Consider the following 18,922-nt stretch of genomic DNA (forward strand, 5'->3'; position numbering starts at 1 on the left):
TTGGTGCGTCCCACCAAACGCATGGCTCCACCGAAAGGAGACGCCCCCGGAGAACAATTTGCCGCATTCATGTGCAGGTCAGCAATTCAAGTATCCGCTGAACCATAAGGCTGCCGAAGCCAAGGCTCTGCCGCACAGCGGTGGACTGAACGTCAACGGCCGTCGAGTCCCGTCGCCTTGTTCAGGATCGCAATCTCGTTCGCCGTCAGGCGACGGACGTCGCCTTTCGGCAGGTCGCCAAGCTCGACGTCACCGATCGCCACGCGGACAAGGCGCAGGCACTCGACGCCGATCGACTCCAGCATCCGACGGATCTGACGGTTGCGCCCTTCCTCCAGCCTCACCTCGAGCCAGGTGTTCTTTTCCCCCTGACGGATGATCCGGACCGAAGCGGCACGCCATGTCTCCCCCTCCACCGGCACGCCAGTCTCCAGCTGCCTGACCTGGCGGTCGTCGAGGCGCCCGCCGACCTGCACGTGGTAGATCTTCGGCACATGGGTCGCCGGGTCCAGAAGGCGCTGGGAAAACACCGTATCATTGGTGAAAAGCAGCAGGCCCTCGCTCGCCTTGTCGAGCCGCCCAACCGGTGAAAGAAAGCCGAATCCCGCATCCTTGAGGCAGGAATAGACCGTCTCCCTGCCCTCCGGATCGTCCCTGGTGGTGACCAGGCCGCGCGGCTTGTTCAGCATCACATAGGCCTTTTCTTCCGCAGCAATCGGTCGGCCGTCGACCTCAATGCGATCCGACCGGATATCCACCCAGGTCTCGAAATCGGTGACGGGCTTGCCGCCGATCGAGATCCGCCCTTCCGCCAGCAGCCTTTCCGCCTGGGTGCGGGAACAATAGCCGAGCTTTGAAAGCGCGCGGGTGATCGTAACCCGGTTGCCTGTTCCGCCTTTTGCCGATCTTGCCACGAGTGGTTTCCGCGCCGGTTCATATCATCGAGACTTGGTATAAAGGCCATTGATCGAACGGCGCGACAAGTCAAGCAAGAGGTTCGGATGGAAAGCTCACCGTCCGCGGCGAAACAGGATCTCGCCCTTGCCGAGCACTGCATTGTCACCGCAGATGCGGGTCGGTGCAGTTCCCAGCAACGGCTTGTCGAGGATCTTCTCCGCCATCAGGAAGCGGTCGAACAGACCGGAGAAGGCGACATCGGCATTTCCGCAATCGACGAAGGTCGGCGAGAGCACCTCCGGTCGCCGATCGAGGAGCAGCGAGCCGCGTTTCATCAGATAGCCGGGCATGGCACCGACCCGTCCGGTCACGACGATCGTTCCGGCAATCATGCCGAGCCCGAGATGATCGCCGCATCCCTTGAGCACCGCGATCAATCCGCGCCGCATCCTCTCGCCGGCGCGATGCCCGGCTTTGCCACGCACGACGATCGTTCCGCCGCTCACACCCTGCAGCTCACCTGCCAACGGAGCACCGAGGCGATCACCGACATTGCCCGCCACCTCGATACGGCCGCCCGAGAGAGCGGAACCGAGTTCCTCGCCGGCGTTGCCTTCGATGACCAGCGTACCGCCGCCCATTGTCCGGCCCGCCCTGAAGCCGACATCACCGACGACCCGGACACTGCCGGACGTCATGCCCGCGCCGACCTGATCGAAGCGCCGCGATCCTCCGTCAAAGACGAGGGACGATGCATCCTTGCCCGTTATCCTGAAGAGGTCGCCGACCCTGATGCCGGTCCGCGTCGTTCCGACCGGAAGGGCGGCGATTTCCGACACCGGCTGACCTGCCAAACGATCCGGAACGAGCGCGGATAGATCGAGCCTTTCCCCGGGTTCCGCGAGAAGCGTAAACGTCAGCGGCTTCATGGCAGCAGCTCCTTGAGGTGGTAATGGAACTTGCCGAGCTTGCCGCCGTAATTGCCGGCGCTGATCCTGAGTGCCCCTTGTTTCGGTCCGAGCTTGACGACGGCCTTCAGTCCCGCACGCATCGCGTCCGCGACGGCATCGCTGGTCTCGCCGTCGATCACGATCTCCAGCACTGCGTTGGTGCCGGCATCGAGCGCCGTCTTCACCGCTCCCTTGAGCGTCGGCGCAAAGGCGTCGTTGGTCGACGCCATCATCCCCTTGTACTTACCGCCGACCTTCGAGCCGGAACGCACGATCCCGCCCGGAAAGGGCATGATGACGCCCGGAACCTTCTCAATGGCGGCAACGGCGGTCTCCGCGGCCCTGAGAGCCTTTGCCCAGTCGGCAGCGAGAAGCAGCATGTTGCCGCCGCCCACCGCCTGCTTGGTCAGCCCCGTCGTGGCCTCGCAGAGGAACTCCCCGTCCATCACGGGGACACGCCAGTAGTGCTTGCCGCCGAACTTCTTGGATATCTGCCAGCCGTCGCCGAAATAGCGGAGCGCCGAACCAAGATCGAGCGGTGCGCTGCCTTCCAGACCGGCGAAGCAGGCACTGCCAGGCGAGGTCAACACGCACTGACCCAGACGCGTTTTCAGCTGCTTCTGCAACTCGTCCGTCCCCATCGCGAACAGCATGACCCGGCAGCCGGGACGACCGTCCGGCGTCGCGGTTTCAGGCACGTCCATATCGATGCCCGCCTCGCATCCGCATCCGATGACAGAGGTGGCGAAGCCGGTCATAGTGATCGCCGCCTGACGTGCCCACTTGAGAGTGGGAGCGGTGATGATGATGGCGGTCGCCCGCATGCCGAAGGCTTCGGCAAATGTATCGTCGATCACGACGCCATTGCGGATCAGCTGTTGCATGGAACCTCCGCAAAGGCATCGGTGCGGGCGATTGCCGTCTCCGGAAACGTGAACCAGTCGAGGCCGAGCCCGTAGCGGCTTTCGAAATAGTCGCCGAGCCGGCGGGTCATCGCCGTATCAGGAGTGGGGTTGAGGCGGAGCGCCTTGCCCCACCGATAGTGGGTCACGACGCCATCCTCGACGACGAGCTCGCCGTTCTTGAAGACCAGCGCCGCCTCGCGGAACATCCTGGCGATGTCCTTGCCCCTTCTATAGACCGCAACGTCGGCTATGGAACCGGGACCGAGATGGCCACGATCCTTGAACCCGAGGAGCCTCGCCGGCGCGGCTCGGGTCATGATGGCAATCTCGTCGAGCGTGTATTCACGCGCGATCGAAGACAGCGTCGAGTGCTTCAGCGCCGCCTGGTTGAGCTTTTCCGACTGGATGTCCCGCGCCTCGCGGCTCATCAGGAGTTCGAAAAGCTCCGGATAGGTGGTGAACGGCGCACCGTTCGGATGATCCGTCGTGAAGAACACGCGCCAGGGATCGGTAATCAGCAGGAAGAGCTCGAGCCCGATCGCCCATTGCAGCGAGCCGTAATAATCCTGCTTGTAGCGGTAGGGAACGATCCCCCCTCCGTTCGCATCGCCGTCATAGATGACGGATTTGCGCGGGCTCGCGTGGCCGACGGCCGAGAATTGACGGATGACGTCCGCGGAGATCGTCACCGTCTGGCCGAACATCACCTGACCGACGTCGATGGTGACCTCGGGGTTTCCGTTGACGAGTTCGGCGAGACGGGCCGCCTCAGAGGAGAAGCCGCGTTTCCCTTCGGTCCCGTAGCCGTAGAACTGCAGGTGCGCCAAATGCAGCCGTTCCCCCTCGGCGGCGTTGATCGTCTCGGCCGCCGTCGCGGCGTTTCCGGGGATGCCGAGATTGTTGGCATGAACGTGGAGCGGATGCGGAATGCCGAGGCGGCCGACGGCCGCCTGCAGGGTCTTGACGATCCTGCGCGAGCTGACCCCGTAGGCCGGCACCACATCGTCGAAGGAGAAGGCGCGAACGTTTTCCTTGAAGGCCGCAGCACCGCCAGCATTGATGACCTTCACACCCAGTGATCGGGAAGACGAGACGGTCCAGGCGACGTAGTCGTCGATCATCGCCGCCGGCGCATCGTCCCGGATCATTGAAAGAAGGAAATCGTCATTGCCGAGGATCGCAAGCGTCGCCTTGTCGATGATCGGGATATCTGCAAGCTCCAGATGGGTGTGGAGTGCGTTGAGTGGGTTCATCGCCGGCTCGACCACCGTGGTAAAGCCCATCTGCGCATAGAGCGTCCCGGTCCGGAAGGTCGACCAGCCGGCGTTCGAAAGCGGGGTGTGCTGAGGGCGCGCCTGATGTGCGCGATGATGCTCGGGCAGCAGCAGACGCGCCGTGTTCACATTGCCACCACCGACATGGGAATGAATGTCGATCGCCCCGGCCATCACCACGCAGCCGGAAACGTCGAAGGTCTTGTCGGCACGTCGGCCTTCCGGCTTCTCGACGATCAATCCATCGCAAATCCACAGGTCCCGCCGGCGGCTTTCACCGTTCACCGGGTCGACGACCTCTCCTCCCGCCAGTCGGATCAGCACGGCAGCGCCTCCTTCTCCGGCAGAGCATCCGCCAGTTCGCGGAGAACCCCGGAAACACTCGGACGATACGAGGGCGCGGACGCCTTCACGGCCGACAGCGTTCCGATACGGCTCGAATAGAAGACGCCGTCGTGGTCGACACCGGCCCGTCCGACGGTGATCGTTACCGCTGCCCCGGAAACCGCAGCCTCGCCCGGAACAAAGGCGACGAGCGGCAGGCCGCGGCGATGCACCGGCGTATCGCCCTCTGCCTCAGAGATCCAGAGATGCAGGTCCGCCTCCCGTTCTGTGATCATCCGCGTCACGTCTGAGAGCTGTGGATCGTAGACCGGCTTGCCCGTACCGAAGCCGGTGCGCGGCGGAAAGCCTGTCATCCAGACCGATGCGAGCGCGAGACCCCAGGCACGATCGTCGGAGGCCAGGAAGAGACTGGTCGCGCGGCGGCTGCGATTGAGATCACCAACCAGTCCCTGCAGCATGGCGAGCGTGGAAAGCCCCTGCTGCCGACCAGAGAAGACAAAGACGGGAAATGCGGCCTTGCCGAGAGCGGCCGCCAAGCCATCAAACCCCTCGACGGCACCGATGCTCTTCCTGCCGCCGAGACCGGCCCGCACGGAGGCGAGAACGGCGGCGAGCGGTTGGCCGGAAGCTTCGACGACGCTCGCCTTCACGCGTTTCAGCACGGCGGAGATCTCGGATGCCGCATCCTCGCGTCTTGCCCCCGATATGTGGAACCAGCGCCGCTTGTGCGAAGGCGCCAGGTCGGGACGCGCGGCATGCCAGGACAGAAGGAGTTCGTGATGAGCGGCCGGAATTTCGCCAACGAGGACAATCAGGTCCGCCCTGCGGCGGGTTTCGAGCGGGGTCGTGAAGAAGCCGCCGTGGTCAGTGAAGAGTGCTGCCTCTTCCGCGAGTTCGCCACCGCGGACGTGATCGTAAGTCGCTCCGACCCGTTCGGCCAGCGCGATCACACTTCGACAACCATGAATGTCCGAATCAACTGAAATAACCGGGCAGCGGCACGACACCAGAAGCTTTGCCGTCTCCTGAATTGCGGCTGTCAATGAAACTGCCTGGTTACCTATCCACGCAACCGACATACCCCACAACTTTCTGGTGCCGGTCTAGATTCTAGCCAATTCTCTGAGAAAGTGAACCCCCGCCCAGAAGCAAAATCGCCGATCAGTCGTCGTACTTCAAGTAGGCAAATCGCTGATCCGTCCGCGGGGTACCTTCCAGGGCTCCGCCTTCCTTGCCGGGCTGCCACTGAACAACCTCTTCGATCTTGCGGGCAAGTTCGAAGTCCTTGTCGGTGATCCCCTTGGCCAAATGCGTCATCAGCTTGACCTCGACCCAGGCATAGGATGCCTTGAGATCGGGATGATGCCAAGCGGCTTCGGCCAGATGGCCGACCGTGTTGATGACCATCAGCGTCGATTTCCAGCTGTGGGTCTTGTACTTGCGGCGCAGCCAGCCGTCCTCGTAACGCCAGTGCGGCAGTTCACGCTTCAGCCTTTCGAGGATCTCGGCTTCGGAATAGACACGGTCCGCCTTGCCGGCGGCATCGGTGCGGTCGTTCATCGACATGACCTCCCTCATTCTTCGATCACGCCGCTTGCGCTGCGATCAAAAGACGATATCATATTCTCGGGCCCGATATTCTAGATTGTTAGAATTGCATCAAATGTCGGACTCCGTCACTATTCAGGTCCCTGCGCGCTTGCACGTCGGTTTCCTCGACATTCCGGGAAAGACGAGTGGGCGTTTCGGCAGCATAGGCCTTCCCCTCGAGACCATTTCCACCGTCCTGACGGTCGCCAGAGCACGCGAGACGAGTGTCGAAGGCGGAGAACAAGCACGCATTCGCGCGCATATAGCCAAGCTTAGCGCGCATCTCGGTATTGACGGTCACCACAAGGTGATCGTGCACCGTACGATCCCGAGTCACTCCGGACTCGGATCGGGAACACAGCTCGCGCTTGCGGTCTCCGCAGCATTGCGGACGCTACACGAACTCCCGTTCGCCATTCGCGACGACGCCGTCTTTCTCGGCCGCGGCACGCGCTCCGGCATCGGCATCGCCGCATTCGACCGGGGTGGGCTGATCATCGACGCCGGCAAGGGACAGGACGACCAGGCGCCCACCGTGATCTCGCGAATTCCCTTTCCCGAGAACTGGCGCGTCATTCTCGTGTTCGACCATCACCATCAGGGGATCCACGGAGAAGCCGAAATCGCCGCCTTCAGCGCTCTTCCCCCGTTTGCCGAGACAAGCTCCTCGACCATCTGCCGCACGACGCTGATGGCACTGATGCCCTCCCTGATCGAAGGCGATCTCGCCGCCTTCGGCAAGGCCGTGGAGACCATCCAGACCGAAATCGGACGCTACTTTGCCCCCGCGCAGGGAGGGCTGTTCACCAGCAAGGCGGTCGAAACCGCCGTCCGCAAGCTTGCGGTTCACGGCGCGGTCGGCATCGGACAGAGTTCGTGGGGTCCGACCGGTTTTGCCTTTACCGAGTCGCAGGAGGCAGCCGAACAGATCGTCGATGACGCCGGCATCGATGAGCCGGGTCTCAGTACCCGCATCGTACCTGCACGAAACCTCGGCGCAAAAATCACCCAGACGGTGATGCCGCCGCAGTTCGGTCTGAGACAAGGGCGCATTCACTGAGGAGGAACAAGAACCTTGAGCCGCAAGACCATTCTCCACATGCTCACGCCGCTGAAGCAGATGAGCCCCTTCGACGTGAACATGGCGCTCGACGCCGGATATGACCACGTCATCCCGTACACCGACGTAACGCTCGCAGATGTGGGCAATCTCGTGCAGGATGCGATCTTCTCGCGGCCTCCGGATGCGGGCGTCGCAACGGGGATATTCCTTGCAGGCAAGGACGCGGCGCTGGCGCTCGACATGCTCGATGCAGCGAAGAGGGCCATGGTCCCGCCTTTCGAGGTTTCGGTGTTCGCCGATCCTGCCGGGTCCTTCACGACGGCGGCCGCGATGGTGGCAAAGGTCGAGAAGGCGCTGGCGAAACAGCACAGCCGCGACCTGAACGGAGCAAAGGTGGCGATCTTCGGTGCGACCGGCGTCGTCGGCTACTGCACCGCGGTCATCGCGGCCAGGGAAGGCGCCGCGGTCACCATCGCTGGCCATGACGGCATCGAACGTGTCCGGCACATCGCCCATTCGGTCAAGGATCGCTTTGGCGTCAATGTCGAAGCGGTTGACGGATCGACGGAAGACGACAAGGCAGCGATACTCGCCAAGGCGGAAATCGTGTTGACGGCTGCGAAGGCGGGCGTACAGGTGATATCGTCGGAACAGTTACAGTCATCCGAAAGACTCCTCGTCGCCGCGGACGTGAACGCCGTTCCACCCGCGGGCATCGAGGGCCTCAAAGTCAATGCCAACGGCGAGGCCCTCTACGGACAAGCAGTCGGTATCGGGCCACTGTCGATCGGCAACGTTAAGTACAAGACCCAGGCGGGCCTCTTCGCACGGATGATCTCCGCCGGAAAACCCGTCGTCTTTGATTTCCAGGATGCATTCACCCTTGCCCGCAGCCTCGCCAAATAGCCCCATGATCCTGGTGGTGGCGATTTCCGGGCGGTCGCTCGCAACAGCAGCGCGCCGCGCAGGCTACCGCGCGCTGGTCGCCGATCTCTTCAACGACACCGATACCTGCCGGCTCGCGGAACGGGCGATGATCCTGCCGGGCAGCCTCAACGACGGGATCGACGGCCGGGAGATCCTCCCGAGCCTCCGGAAACTTGTCGGACAGGACAGGCCGGAGGCACTCGTCTATGCCTCTGGCTTCGAACGCAGGCCGGAGATCATCGACATGCTAGCTGAGACTTTCCCAATTGCCGGCAACAGCGCCGATGCGATCCGGCGCGTGAAGGATCCCTTGTCACTTGCGTCGCTTTGCGCCGAGATCGGCATCCCCCATCCGGAGATACGCTTCGAGCCCCCGAAAGATCGAAGGGGCTGGTTGACGAAGGTCCCCGGCGGCGCCGGCGGCTCTCATGTGCGACCGGCCACGTCTTTCGGTCCCTCTCCGTCGGGCAGTTATTTCCAGCGACACGTTCCGGGGGTGGGTCTCTCCGCGCTGTTCCTCGCCGAGCGAGGTCGCGCACGCCTTGTCGGCTATAGCCGCCAGTGGCCCTCGCCTTCTGCCGCCAGCCCGTTCCGCTATGGCGGCGCCGTTCGCCTGCCGCGTTTTCCGCGCGAAAAGGGGGAGAAGATCAGCCGCTGGCTGAACGATCTCGTCGCCCGGACGGGGCTGGTCGGCCTCTGCAGTGCGGACTTCATCGATGGACCGGAAGGAACGTTTCTTCTGGAGATCAACCCGCGTCCAGGTGCGACGCTCGACATTTTCGACAACGACGACAAGCCACTGCTGACCCAGCATCTTCGCTCCGTTCGCGGTGAGGGCATCGAGGTCCCGGTCCTTCGCGGCTCGGTGGCGTCGGCAATCGCCTATGCCTCGCGACCGATCCCCCGCTTTCCGGAATTGCAGTGGCCACCCCTGACGGCGGACCACCAACGTCCGGGCTCGGAACTCGACACCGGCGATCCGGTCTGTACGGTGCTCGCGCAAGCCCGCTCCGCCGCCGCCGCCGAACGAGCGGTCAAGGCCAGAATAAGCGAACTGTCACCCCATTGGGAGGAGTATGCAGGATGAAGGACGGAGAAGCCTTCCTGAACAGAAGCGCACAACAAGTCGTCGACGGCATGATCGCCGAGGCCGGACGGCTCGGCATCGGCCACAGCCGCGGCAGCCTCGGCGAACACCTGATCGACGCGGGCGCACAAAGCCCCGGCTCCCTCGAGGCCGGGCTTCGCATGGTGGATATCTGCATGGGCGGGCTCGGCATCGCATCGGTAAGTCTTGACCGACATTCCTCGCGCTGGCCGCTTTCGATCGAGGTCCGCTCGTCCCAGCCGGTCCTCGCCTGCCTCGGCAGCCAGTATGCCGGATGGCAGCTAAGCCATGAGAAATACTTCGCCATGGGATCGGGACCGGTGCGCACGCTCGCCCGCGTCGAGCCGCTCTTTGAGGAGATCCGTTACAGAGAACCGGGAGCCGAAAGCTCTGTCGTCGTTCTCGAGACCGCAACCCCGCCGCCTGCCGCCATTGTCGAGAAGGTGGCCAAGGCCGCCGGGCTCACGCCGGACCGGCTCACCTTCGTCTATGCGCCGACGCAGAGCATCGCCGGCTGCGTCCAGATCGTCGGCCGCGTGCTGGAAGTGGCGCTGCACAAGGCGCACGACCTGAAGTTCCCGCTGGACGCGATCGTCGACGGCATCGGAAAGGCGCCTATCCCGGCACCGCATCCCGATTTCCTTAAGGCAATGGGGCGCACGAACGACGCCATCATCTATGGTGGCCTCGTCCAGCTGTTCGTCCGGGGTTCCGCAGCGGCTGCCCGGGATCTTGCCGAACACCTCACAAGCGAGGGATCGCGCGACTACGGCCAGCCCTTCTCGGAAATCTTTCGCAAGTTCAATGGTGACTTCTACGCCATAGACCCGCACCTCTTCAGCCCGGCCGAAGTGATCGTCACCGCGATCGAGGCCGGTGAGACCTTCCGCGCCGGAAAGACGAATATCGACATGCTGGAGCAGTCCCTTGGCTGAAATGACACCGCCCGTCCTGCGGGACAAGATCGTGATCACCTCGGATCGTACCGACAGCCAGGTACAACAGCTAAGCGCCGCCTTCGCACGGCTTGGCATGGACGCCGTCTTCCTGCGGCTTGCCGATATCGCCTTCGATTCCCGCCACGTGTCCGGCATCGCCATTCCGGGATTTGACGGGGCACTGCCGGCGGCGGTCGTCGTCCGTTCGATCTCTTCGGGCAGTTTCGAGGCAGTCACCCGACGGCTCGGGATCCTGCATGCGCTCGGCCATCTCGGCATACCGGTCTGGAATTCGGCAAAGGCGATCGAGCGTTGCGTGGACAAATCGACGACGACGTTTCTGATGGCCCGCGCCGGCCTTCCGGTGCCGGAAACCTTCGCCGTCGAGTCGATCACCAATGCCCGCGCCATCGCCGAGCGCGAACTGCCGAAGGGCCCGCTGGTCTTGAAACCCCTCTTTGGCTCGCAGGGTCGCGGCGTGCGGCTGATCGAAACGGTCGAACAGTTGCCGGACGGGCTCGAGGTCGACGACGTCTACTATCTGCAACGATACGTCGCCAGACCCGGAACGACCTTTTGCGACTACCGGGTGTTCACCTGCAACGGCACCGTCCTCGGCATGATCGCGCGCTGCGCCGACGGCTGGGTGACCAACATAGCAAGGGGCGCACGGGCGGAGCCTGTGACAGGACCGCTTCGCCCGGCGCTGGAAACACTGGCACTTTCCGCCGCCGCAGCAATCGGAACGGACTTTTCCGGGATCGACATCATTCCTGCGGCCGACGGCCGGCTCCAGCTTCTCGAGGTCAACAGCATGCCGGCATGGACGGGCTTGCAGTCGGTGATCCCGGTCAAGGTCGTGGACAGCATCGCGGAAGCACTGGTGTCCCAGATCGCCCCCGCGGAAGGAGAGAGGCCCGCCGCCTGATGCCGCAACCCGCCGAAATCGACGCGGCCTACCGCCACGCCTGCAGGATGGAGATCGAGGCGCTGAAGCCCGGAAACGTGCATCGCTTCGCCGACGGACACCGCATGTCTGCGCAACAGTTTCTGGACAGCGCCGAGGTATCCGCCGGCGCTGTCTGCCATCCCGGATGGCCGGTCGGTCGCCGAATCCTCGACGCCATCCGGATGACGCGGGAAGCCGTCGGCACCAACACCAATCTCGGGATTGTGCTGCTTTGCGCTCCGCTGGCCAAGGCTGCGGAAACCGGAGGGGAGTATCTCCGCAAGGAGCTCGCAGCGGTTCTCGGAGCAATGGACAACGATGACGCGGCGGACGTTTTCAGCGCGATTACACTCGCCGCGCCAGGCGGGCTCGGCGAGGCTGCAAACGACGTCGCGGAACCACCCAGAGTCCCGCTGCTCGTCGCCATGCGGGAAGCGGCCGAAAGAGACATGATCGCCCGCCAATACGTGAGCGACTTCGCCGACATCTTTTCGGGCGGGCTTGCCGCCTACCACACAGCCGAGGCCGGTGGAGAAACGGGCATGTGGCCTACCGTCTTCACCTATCTCCACTTTCTCTCGCGATTTCCGGACAGCCACGTGGCGCGCAAGCACGGTGTCGAAAGAGCCGAGGAAATTCGCCTGGAGGCGGCTTCGGTCGCGGGCCGGCTGGGCGAGATCGCCGCCGAACCGGAACGCCTGCGGCTGCTTGCCGATTTCGACCGACGGCTGAAAGCTGAGAACATCAACCCCGGAACGTCGGCAGACCTGACGGTCGCGACAGTTTTCGCCGAGCGACTCAACTTCGTCTTGCATAATTCGCAGGTAAGTGCTTGAATTTCTCCGGCGGAAGATTGGGCTTCTGCTGCTATCTGGCCAACCGACCCGAGTACAAAGGGTGCTGTGAACAAGGATAGCTGTCCATCGAGCGTCGTGTCTCGAAGGTACGGCATCTTTGGACAAACCATTTTGGAACGGTACAGGGAGGTACATGGCCGTGGCAAAAATCAATAAAGTTCTGGTTGGCGAATCTCTTGTTGGCGACGGTAACGAAGTCGCTCACATCGACCTTCTCATCGGCCCGCGCGGAAGTGCGGTCGAGTCTGCATTCTGCAATGCCCTGACGAACAACAAGGACGGATTTACCTCCCTCCTTGCAGTTATTGCCCCCAATCTGCCTTGCAAGCCCAACACCGTGATGTTCAACAAGGTGACCATCAAGGGGGCCAAGCAGGCCGTCCAGATGTTCGGTCCCGCCCAGTATGGCGTCGCCAAGGCGGTACAGGACAGCGTGGCTGACGGCACTATTCCTGCAGACGAAGCAGACGACGTCTTCATCTGCGTCGGCGTATTCATCCACTGGGAAGCCGCCGACGACGCCAAGATTCAGGACTTCAACTACAGGGCGACCAAGGAAGCCATCCAGCGCGCCGTCGCCGGCAAACCGACGGCCGCCGAGGCAACCGCACAACGGGATCAGGTCAAGCATCCCTTCGGCGCCTAGATACGAAGCAACCCCGCACAGAGCACGCCCTCTGTGAATTCGGATGGCCTGTTGCGCCGGTTGGCTAAGATCTTCGGATTCTAAAGCATGGAAAGAGGGAGAAATCCCTCTTTCCGGTCACTCAACGGTGCTGCGCGACGGTGTCCGATCCTTCCATCATCCCGGCAATGACCTCACGCGTCAGCGTCCCGTTATGAATCGACGTGGCGACCAGGGCGGCGGAAATACCCATCTCCGCAAGCTTCCGCAGATCTGTAGCATCGCGCACCCCGCCCGCCGCAACGACCTGCCGGGCGCCTGCCCGTGCCTTGATCTCCGCGAGGCGGGCAAAGTCAGGGCCGGTCTCGGAACCGACACGAGCGAGAGTCATGACGATGACGCGGGAAGGCCAGAGGTCAGAGCGGGCAAGGACGTCCTCCGGTCCGCAAAACGCCTCGCCTCGGAAGTCGAGAGAGAGAATGGCGCCGGGATAGGCCGAAAAGTGGGTGAGGAAAGCCGCGTCGGTAAGCGATTCCGATCCGACGACCGGAGCCACGCCAGGCAAGGCGTGTGTACGCGCAAGGCTTTCCGAACCCGAAAAACCGGCATCGAGCCAGACTCCCGGCGCAGGGGTTAAACGGGTGAGACGAAGGGCGGCGGAGCAGTCGCCCGTCTGGCTTCCGATCGCGTCGAGATCCGCGACATAGAAGATGGGAAAGGGGTAGACACTGCGTAAGCCTTCCGCGACGTCCTCCAGGGCGGGACGGAGGCTCAACGGCGTCTCGAGCGGGCGATACGCCTGCCGTTCGCCGCGGCGGGCATGGACGACGAGAGCATCTTTGATGTCGAGAACCGGAATGATAAGCACGAGCAGAACCCCAGAGAGGACGAACCAATCCATGGAAGACCGGAATTCCGCAGAAGGAAAGCGCTTTGTCGCCGGATGGGACATCGGCGGCGCTCATCTGAAGATGGCGCTCTGCGAGAATGGGGTCGTCACGCATGCGGCCACGCTGAAGACATCGATGTGGCTCGGCATCGACGAGGTCCGGAGGGGCATCGAATCCTTGCGGGCGGAAGTGCCGGCGGGCGCCGCAAATGCCTTCACCATGACGGCCGAGCTTTCCGACGGATTTGCCGACCGGCGCGAAGGTGTAGCGGGCATTCTCTCGTTGATCGAAGAGGAGTTCGGCACGGAGGACACTCGCATCTACGCCGGTCGTGCCGGCTTCGCCGATACCGCGCAAGCACGCGGCCTCGCGCCCGACATCGCGTCCGCCAATTGGCACGCGACAGCCGCGCTCGCGGCGAGCGTCGTCGGGGATGCCCTGTTCGTCGACATGGGTTCGACGACCACCGACATCCTCGCGCTGCGGGACGGCAAAGTGGCAAACACGGGCTATTCGGATGCCGAGCGACTACTCTCCGGCGAACTGGTCTATACCGGTTTCACACGATCGGCACTGATCGGCATCGCCGAGCGTGTTCCAGTCGGCGGCACGATGACGCCGCTGATGAATGAGTACTTCGCCAACACGGCCGACATCGCCCGCATTCTCGGCATGCTCGACGAGGCGGATGACCAGTATCCGTCAGCCGACCGGCGAGAGAAGACCGTGACCGGATCGATCGGCCGGCTGGCGCGAATGATCGGTCGCGATGGACCGGATCTCTCGACCGAGGAATGGAGCGACATCGCCCTATGGTTCAGCGAGCATCAGTTACGGATGGTGCACGACGGCGCCCTCCGCGTTGCGGCCGATCATCGGCTTGCCCGCGGCGCGCCTGTGGTCGGAGCCGGCATCGGCCGGCCACAGATCCGCCGACTTGCCGCACGACTGGAGCGGCCGTTCGTCGACTTCGGAACGCTGATCAACGCCGTCGAGCCGGTACGCGAAACGGCCTGCAAGGCGGCACCGGCGGCAGCCGTGGCTTTGCTCGCCGCCGCAGAGATCAGCAAGTCTGCGGATGCAGGCTAGCCTGCCGTCCGGTGCTGCTCGACCCGTTCCATGAGCCAATTCCACGCCAGTTGCTCGTCGGGGCCGGACGTCTTGTCGACGGCGATCTTCAGGTAGTCGATCTCCCGCTCGACCTTGTCTCTCGGGAGCATGTGCAACCGGCTCACCAGAATGGCGAGTTCCAGCACGGCGGCTTTTGCACGGTTGAGCCCGGTGAAGGGCGCATGCATTTCCTCGCCGACGACCTTGCAGAAATGCCGCGGGCGCACGCCATTGTCGTCGACCGAGACCACCTGCAGCAGTGAATGGCTGAGCGCCGATTGCAGCCGCGGCACTGGCCAGTCGGCGACGGGTACGAGCGGCCAGTCTTTCCGCCCGGTCAGGCAACCCGCGAAGACCAGCATATCATCGGTGCAGTTTGCGACGGCGAACGGCACCGCAGCGAGATTGTCGAGCGTCCGGGAGGGCCGAAAGGGGGCGATGACCCAGCCGTCACCCTCGGCGATGATGCCGAGCGGCGCGATATGCGGCTGGCCGACGGCATCGACGGTGGTCACGATCACTTCACGGATGTAGCTCACTTGCCCTCCTTCTTCGCGCGCAGCGTGTGGCCGGCCTCGGCGAGCCGCGTCCGGTCCTCTGTCTTCTCCGGGACGGCGACACCCCAGGCGAGCGGTTCGTCCTGCACGTAACGCTTGCCGAGTTTCCAGGCGATCTCCGCCCTGGTGAGCTCCGCGCCGAGATAGAAGGCGTGCGCGCCGTCGGTCGCAACCTCGAGATCGGGAAAGAAGGCGAAAGCATCTCGACCGATCCGGTGGCCCCGCGCATTGAAGACATGCACGCCGTCGGGCGCGGTCATGATACGGAAATTAACGTCGCGAACAGTGCTCGCGAGAGCCGCGATATCGTCCTTTGACGAAGGAAACGGCTTGCGGTCATGCACCTGCAGCAGCCCCGGATCGTAGCCCTTCGGCAGCGCTCCGTCCTGCTTGGCGGCATACATGATCCGGCGCGCACGATCGTGCTCTTCCACCGTGCGCGCGGTGTGCGGGCTGACATTGACGACCAGCACGTTGCCGATCGAGAGCTCGGAACAGAGGCCGAGAAGCACGGCCGTGACGCCGGAGGAATCGGCATCCGTGAGTTCCGTCAGATTTCCCGTACCCATGAGCATCGGGACGTCGGGCCAGCGCCGGCGCGCCTCGATGAAGCGGCCGAGCGAAGCTGCAAATCCGAAATGGATGGGATCAAGGACCGGATCGACGATGAATTCGGTGCCCGCCTCGCGCGCTATCTCGATGGCGCGACCGAGGGAGTCGAGGTCGCCGGGAACAGCGGGGATCAGGACCGGCGTGATCTTGTAACGGGTGGCAAGATCGAGCGTGTGTTCCGTGAGGCTCAGGAGAAAGTCCGCGCCCGCTTCCGCCGCCGCTTCCAGTTCGGCGAGATCGGCGGAATCGACGCTGACGGCCAGCCCCTCCGCCTTCAGGCGCCGAATGGCCTCACGCAAATGACTGAAAGGCGTATCCGGCAGACATCCGAGATCGATGACGTCTGCCCCGGCTTCGGCCAGCGCGAGGGCGCGCTCGAGCAGCAGGTCGATCGGTAGCGCCGACGCATCGACGATCTCGACGAATATGCGCAGGTCGTGGCGTGAGAGATCGACGGCCCTCCCCTTGCGTCCGAGGAAGGCCGGCAGATCGGCAATCTCATCGGGGCCCCGGACAAAACGGACGCCGAACTCCTCCGTCAAGCGATCGACATCGCCGCGGAAACGACCGGGCAGAATGACACGATCCACCGCCGATGGACATTTGAGCCGCCGTTTGATGATCTCTTCCGTCATCAGAGCCGCGACTTTGACGCCGATATCGACAATGTCATAGGTGAAATCTCTCTTCTCCAGCCCGGCGAGAACGTTCTCGAGCCTGGTCTTCGCCAGATGTCCGGTCAGGAAGACGAGATGTTCAACCATCGCCGGCGAGCGCCTCCCTGCGATGCGCGATCGCGAGCCTCAACTCTGCCAGCGACTCGACGACCTGCGTGCGTTCGAAGGTCTTGAGCTTTGCCGTGTTTTCGAGATCGATCCGGCGGGGATAGACCTTCACCAATCCGCCCGGCGCCATGGTTTCGAGTTCAGGCGCGGTATCGCACGCAAAGACGATGGACGGCACCCGGCATTTTCCAGCCTGCGCATAGACGTTCGTCGCCAGCGTGTCGGAAATCCCGACGACGCATTTTGCGACCGTATTGGACGTTGCCGGCGCAATGACGACGGTGTGGTAGACACCATGATAGAAGCTGCCGACGGGAACCGAACTCGCCGTTTTGTCGTGCAGCACACGCATCGTGTCCGGAAAATCAAGCTTCAGCTTGTACATCCGCAGCACTTCGGCCGCGGCCTTCGACACGAACACGTCGCAGTGGGTTAGCGTATGGATAAGTTCGAAGCTCTCGACGAAGAAGTGTCCGGAACCGGTCAGAACCCAGGCCCAGCGGGGTGTCTCCGGGCGCGTCATGACCTGAGAACCTCCTCCGCGACCTTGCGGGCAACCAGACGACCCGGAACGTCCGATGCAGCAAGAGCGTCGCGTGCACTCCCGAGGCTCTCCGGTCCCGCGACATAGAGCTCCGTTTCACCGCTCAGCGCACGCGGCAGGTAATCATCGACCAGCTGCCGAGCCACCAACGTTTCGACATCCACATCTTCGGGACCAATCTCGGCCTGCTTGATCAGGAGGAGCCTTTCAGCCCGGATACGACCGGCCAGCCAGGCAGCCAGTGAATCGGAGGTCACGCGCCAGGATCGCAGGATATCGGGCGCTCCGCGCGTCATCGAGGACGGTAGCCAGACCGGCACGAGCCCGGAGTTCCAAGCCTGTTCCATGTCGCGGATCGTCATGCTTGGCCGGAACCGCTCGCTCCGTTCGGCGATGACAAGTCCGAACTGGTCCATGGCAAGGATCGCCATGTCGTGGGCAACCTCGTCCGAATAGCCGAGCGGCTTCTGCATCACGCGGATATGGTCTGCAAAAGGACCGCCTCCTGGCACCAGAACCAAAGGGAAGCAGGCGTCGGCGAGGAGATCGATCCATCGCTGCATCTCGTCGCCGCCGGCGGTGCTCCCTCCGAGTTTCACGACCACCGGCTTCATGAGGGGACGGCTCCACGCCCGCGATGCTCGGCGGCATGGGTACCCGCGCGGTCCCCTGATCTTGCCGCATGCTGCCGATCCTGTTTGCGTTCGATGATCACACCGACGCCACCGGGACCGAGCTCGAGCTTTTCCGCACGGACGACGACATTGGTCACGCGGGGATTTTCGAGCACGAACGCGGCGATCTGTTCGGCCAGCGTCTCCACCAGCTCGATATGGCCGCGCGCAACGAGCGAGCGGATGCCGTCCATGATGAGGTCGTAGGAGACGACGTGCCGCATGTCCTCCGGGTTGCGGGTGACCCGCAACACGTCCGCCGTCACGTCGAAACGCATCCGCTGCGTCTTGCCGTGCTCGAAGCTGTAGGCGCCGATTTCGACTGGCAGGACGAAGTCCCGCACGAAAATCTTGTCGGTGCCGAGACCGAGTTCGGACGCATCCGGAAAGTATCCGCGCGCCGCCAGCAGCTTGTAGTCGACGCGCGATTGCGTACCGGCCGGCTGTTCTTCCGGAATCAGTGCCCGAATCTTCAGTGCGGCATCGCGATTGATCTCGGCGTCCCGCACGAGATTGTCGCAAAGTGCACCTCGAAAACCGATGAAGTCTGGATCGTAGGCGAGAAGCCGCGGAACGTCCGGCGCCTCCAGCGACCCGGCGAGACCGGCTGTGAGCCCGCGGGCATGGCAATCGGCGACGAACGTGCCGATACGGTCGGTGCTCATGTGCTGCAGCAAGCGGCCCTTCGTCTTGTCGGCAGTGTCAATCATCACGCCGTGGAAGCCAGCCTCCGCGAATACGTCGAGGACATTCTCGGGATACACATAATCGGCGAAGAGGACCGCCACGAGTTTCCTGTTCGCCGCGATGCCGACAAGGCCCTTTGCGCAGTCCGTGAGATAGTCAGACGGAAGAAAGCCGATCTTGATGAAATCGACGCCGGTCGCGGCCAGCTCGTCGACCTTTGCCCTTACGACGTCGGGCTCCATCGGCAGGTCGCCTGAGGCGGCGCTGGTGAGCCGGCGACCGTTCACGAAAGCGACGATCTCGACGATATCCTTCATATCCACGGCGCCCAAAGCACCCCGTGACGGCTCCTTGAGATCGATGATGTCGGCGCCGGCCTGCAGGGCGATTTCCGCCTCCTGACGGCTCCGAACACTTGCCAACATCTTGGTCATCAAAATTCTCCTCGCACGACAGGGTTAGCGTCTCCCGCGCGGCGAGAAAAGCGTAAATCGAGGCTTGAGATTACGGATAGGTTGTATAAAAACAAGTTGGGCACCTTTACTGCGTCAGCCGTCGTCACTCGTGTGACGGCGTGGGGAAATGGTTATCCTGCGGAGAGCACGGTGCCTGAAACTCTCGCGTTTTTATTGGGC

At 63.2% G+C, this 18,922-nt stretch carries 20 protein-coding genes; 8 read left to right on the top strand and 12 right to left on the bottom strand.

Annotation, left to right across the window (positions count from 1 at the left end):
* Positions 1-152: 152 nt before the first annotated feature.
* The 6 genes from NHF53_RS20870 to NHF53_RS20895 all read right to left on the bottom strand — a co-directional run bounded on the left by NHF53_RS20870 (position 153) and on the right by NHF53_RS20895 (position 5,931).
* Positions 153-914, bottom strand: a complete 762-nt coding sequence (locus NHF53_RS20870; protein ID WP_252835864.1) for a pseudouridine synthase — start codon at positions 912-914, stop codon at positions 153-155.
* A gap of 96 nt (positions 915-1,010) precedes the next feature.
* The gene (locus NHF53_RS20875) at positions 1,011-1,826 is read right to left on the bottom strand and encodes a formylmethanofuran dehydrogenase subunit C (protein WP_252835865.1); all 816 of its coding nucleotides are present in this window, start codon (positions 1,824-1,826) and stop codon (positions 1,011-1,013) included.
* Positions 1,823-2,731, bottom strand: coding sequence for a formylmethanofuran--tetrahydromethanopterin N-formyltransferase (fhcD, locus tag NHF53_RS20880; protein ID WP_114364756.1), 909 nt, complete (start codon positions 2,729-2,731; stop codon positions 1,823-1,825). The genes NHF53_RS20875 and fhcD overlap by 4 nt, the downstream gene beginning before the upstream one ends.
* The gene (locus tag NHF53_RS20885) at positions 2,719-4,350 is read right to left on the bottom strand and encodes a formylmethanofuran dehydrogenase subunit A (protein ID WP_252835866.1); all 1,632 of its coding nucleotides are present in this window, start codon (positions 4,348-4,350) and stop codon (positions 2,719-2,721) included. The genes fhcD and NHF53_RS20885 overlap by 13 nt, the downstream gene beginning before the upstream one ends.
* On the bottom strand, positions 4,344-5,321 hold the full coding sequence (locus NHF53_RS20890; RefSeq protein WP_252835867.1) for a tungsten formylmethanofuran dehydrogenase: 978 nt from the start codon (positions 5,319-5,321) through the stop codon (positions 4,344-4,346). The genes NHF53_RS20885 and NHF53_RS20890 overlap by 7 nt, the downstream gene beginning before the upstream one ends.
* 211 nt (positions 5,322-5,532) lie before the next feature.
* Entirely contained in the window at positions 5,533-5,931 is a 399-nt protein-coding gene (locus NHF53_RS20895; protein ID WP_114364821.1) for a 4a-hydroxytetrahydrobiopterin dehydratase, read from the bottom strand.
* 103 nt (positions 5,932-6,034) lie between these two features.
* Between NHF53_RS20895 and NHF53_RS20900 the strand changes: the two genes are divergently transcribed.
* From NHF53_RS20900 to fae, 7 genes are all read left to right on the top strand, one after another.
* Positions 6,035-7,021 (top strand): beta-ribofuranosylaminobenzene 5'-phosphate synthase family protein, encoded by a 987-nt coding sequence (locus tag NHF53_RS20900; protein ID WP_252835868.1) that lies wholly within the window; start codon positions 6,035-6,037, stop codon positions 7,019-7,021.
* Positions 7,022-7,036: 15 nt separating this feature from the next.
* Complete coding sequence (locus NHF53_RS20905) at positions 7,037-7,930, top strand: methylenetetrahydromethanopterin dehydrogenase (RefSeq protein WP_308218690.1); 894 nt, start codon at positions 7,037-7,039, stop codon at positions 7,928-7,930.
* A gap of 4 nt (positions 7,931-7,934) precedes the next feature.
* Entirely contained in the window at positions 7,935-9,038 is a 1,104-nt protein-coding gene (locus tag NHF53_RS20910) for an ATP-grasp domain-containing protein (protein WP_252835869.1), read from the top strand.
* Positions 9,035-9,994 (top strand): methenyltetrahydromethanopterin cyclohydrolase, encoded by a 960-nt coding sequence (mch, locus tag NHF53_RS20915; RefSeq protein WP_252835870.1) that lies wholly within the window; start codon positions 9,035-9,037, stop codon positions 9,992-9,994. The genes NHF53_RS20910 and mch overlap by 4 nt, the downstream gene beginning before the upstream one ends.
* A gap of 1 nt (position 9,995) precedes the next feature.
* Positions 9,996-10,925, top strand: coding sequence for a RimK family alpha-L-glutamate ligase (locus tag NHF53_RS20920; RefSeq protein WP_252836033.1), 930 nt, complete (start codon positions 9,996-9,998; stop codon positions 10,923-10,925).
* The gene (locus NHF53_RS20925) at positions 10,925-11,782 is read left to right on the top strand and encodes a triphosphoribosyl-dephospho-CoA synthase (protein WP_252835871.1); all 858 of its coding nucleotides are present in this window, start codon (positions 10,925-10,927) and stop codon (positions 11,780-11,782) included. The genes NHF53_RS20920 and NHF53_RS20925 overlap by 1 nt, the downstream gene beginning before the upstream one ends.
* Positions 11,783-11,942: 160 nt before the next feature.
* Positions 11,943-12,449 carry a formaldehyde-activating enzyme gene (gene fae / locus NHF53_RS20930; protein WP_114364823.1) on the top strand — a complete coding sequence of 169 codons (507 nt, stop codon included), beginning with the start codon at positions 11,943-11,945 and terminating at the stop codon, positions 12,447-12,449.
* A 121-nt stretch (positions 12,450-12,570) separates the two neighbouring features.
* Here the strand turns inward: fae and NHF53_RS20935 are convergent, their stop codons facing one another.
* A complete protein-coding gene (locus tag NHF53_RS20935; protein WP_252835872.1) occupies positions 12,571-13,329 on the bottom strand; it encodes a HisA/HisF-related TIM barrel protein in 759 nt (252 codons plus the stop codon).
* Here NHF53_RS20935 and NHF53_RS20940 point away from each other — a divergent pair.
* Positions 13,328-14,407 carry a hydantoinase/oxoprolinase family protein gene (locus tag NHF53_RS20940; RefSeq protein ID WP_252835873.1) on the top strand — a complete coding sequence of 360 codons (1,080 nt, stop codon included), beginning with the start codon at positions 13,328-13,330 and terminating at the stop codon, positions 14,405-14,407. The two genes, NHF53_RS20935 and NHF53_RS20940, sit on opposite strands and share 2 nt — an antisense overlap.
* Here NHF53_RS20940 and NHF53_RS20945 read toward each other — a convergent pair.
* The 5 genes from NHF53_RS20945 to NHF53_RS20965 are packed head-to-tail and all read right to left on the bottom strand — an operon-like array spanning position 14,404 to position 18,721.
* Entirely contained in the window at positions 14,404-14,967 is a 564-nt protein-coding gene (locus tag NHF53_RS20945) for a DUF447 domain-containing protein (RefSeq protein ID WP_252835874.1), read from the bottom strand. The two genes, NHF53_RS20940 and NHF53_RS20945, sit on opposite strands and share 4 nt — an antisense overlap.
* Positions 14,964-16,361 carry a DUF6513 domain-containing protein gene (locus NHF53_RS20950; protein WP_252835875.1) on the bottom strand — a complete coding sequence of 466 codons (1,398 nt, stop codon included), beginning with the start codon at positions 16,359-16,361 and terminating at the stop codon, positions 14,964-14,966. Before NHF53_RS20950 ends, NHF53_RS20945 begins: the two co-directional genes overlap by 4 nt.
* A complete protein-coding gene (locus NHF53_RS20955; protein ID WP_252835876.1) occupies positions 16,354-16,905 on the bottom strand; it encodes a flavoprotein in 552 nt (183 codons plus the stop codon). The genes NHF53_RS20950 and NHF53_RS20955 overlap by 8 nt, the downstream gene beginning before the upstream one ends.
* A complete protein-coding gene (locus NHF53_RS20960; protein ID WP_252835877.1) occupies positions 16,902-17,540 on the bottom strand; it encodes a dihydroneopterin aldolase in 639 nt (212 codons plus the stop codon). Before NHF53_RS20960 ends, NHF53_RS20955 begins: the two co-directional genes overlap by 4 nt.
* A complete protein-coding gene (locus NHF53_RS20965) occupies positions 17,537-18,721 on the bottom strand; it encodes a (5-formylfuran-3-yl)methyl phosphate synthase (RefSeq protein WP_252835878.1) in 1,185 nt (394 codons plus the stop codon). The genes NHF53_RS20960 and NHF53_RS20965 overlap by 4 nt, the downstream gene beginning before the upstream one ends.
* Positions 18,722-18,922 lie beyond the last annotated feature (201 nt).

The sequence above is a fragment of the Ciceribacter sp. RN22 genome (assembly GCF_024054295.1).
GTDB classification, from domain to species: Bacteria; Pseudomonadota; Alphaproteobacteria; order Rhizobiales; family Rhizobiaceae; genus Allorhizobium; species Allorhizobium lividum.

Coding starts and splice junctions, on each gene's coding strand:
- NHF53_RS20935 (WP_252835872.1), bottom strand. CDS start 13,329: ATGGATTGGTTCGTCCTCTCTGGGGTTCTGCTCGTGCTTATCATTCCG.
- fhcD (WP_114364756.1), bottom strand. CDS start 2,731: ATGCAACAGCTGATCCGCAATGGCGTCGTGATCGACGATACATTTGCC.
- NHF53_RS20960 (WP_252835877.1), bottom strand. CDS start 17,540: ATGAAGCCGGTGGTCGTGAAACTCGGAGGGAGCACCGCCGGCGGCGAC.
- NHF53_RS20875 (WP_252835865.1), bottom strand. CDS start 1,826: ATGAAGCCGCTGACGTTTACGCTTCTCGCGGAACCCGGGGAAAGGCTC.
- NHF53_RS20895 (WP_114364821.1), bottom strand. CDS start 5,931: ATGAACGACCGCACCGATGCCGCCGGCAAGGCGGACCGTGTCTATTCC.
- NHF53_RS20925 (WP_252835871.1), top strand. CDS start 10,925: ATGCCGCAACCCGCCGAAATCGACGCGGCCTACCGCCACGCCTGCAGG.
- NHF53_RS20965 (WP_252835878.1), bottom strand. CDS start 18,721: ATGACCAAGATGTTGGCAAGTGTTCGGAGCCGTCAGGAGGCGGAAATC.
- NHF53_RS20900 (WP_252835868.1), top strand. CDS start 6,035: ATGTCGGACTCCGTCACTATTCAGGTCCCTGCGCGCTTGCACGTCGGT.
- mch (WP_252835870.1), top strand. CDS start 9,035: ATGAAGGACGGAGAAGCCTTCCTGAACAGAAGCGCACAACAAGTCGTC.
- NHF53_RS20955 (WP_252835876.1), bottom strand. CDS start 16,905: ATGACGCGCCCGGAGACACCCCGCTGGGCCTGGGTTCTGACCGGTTCC.
- NHF53_RS20950 (WP_252835875.1), bottom strand. CDS start 16,361: ATGGTTGAACATCTCGTCTTCCTGACCGGACATCTGGCGAAGACCAGG.
- NHF53_RS20920 (WP_252836033.1), top strand. CDS start 9,996: ATGACACCGCCCGTCCTGCGGGACAAGATCGTGATCACCTCGGATCGT.
- NHF53_RS20940 (WP_252835873.1), top strand. CDS start 13,328: ATGGAAGACCGGAATTCCGCAGAAGGAAAGCGCTTTGTCGCCGGATGG.
- NHF53_RS20910 (WP_252835869.1), top strand. CDS start 7,935: ATGATCCTGGTGGTGGCGATTTCCGGGCGGTCGCTCGCAACAGCAGCG.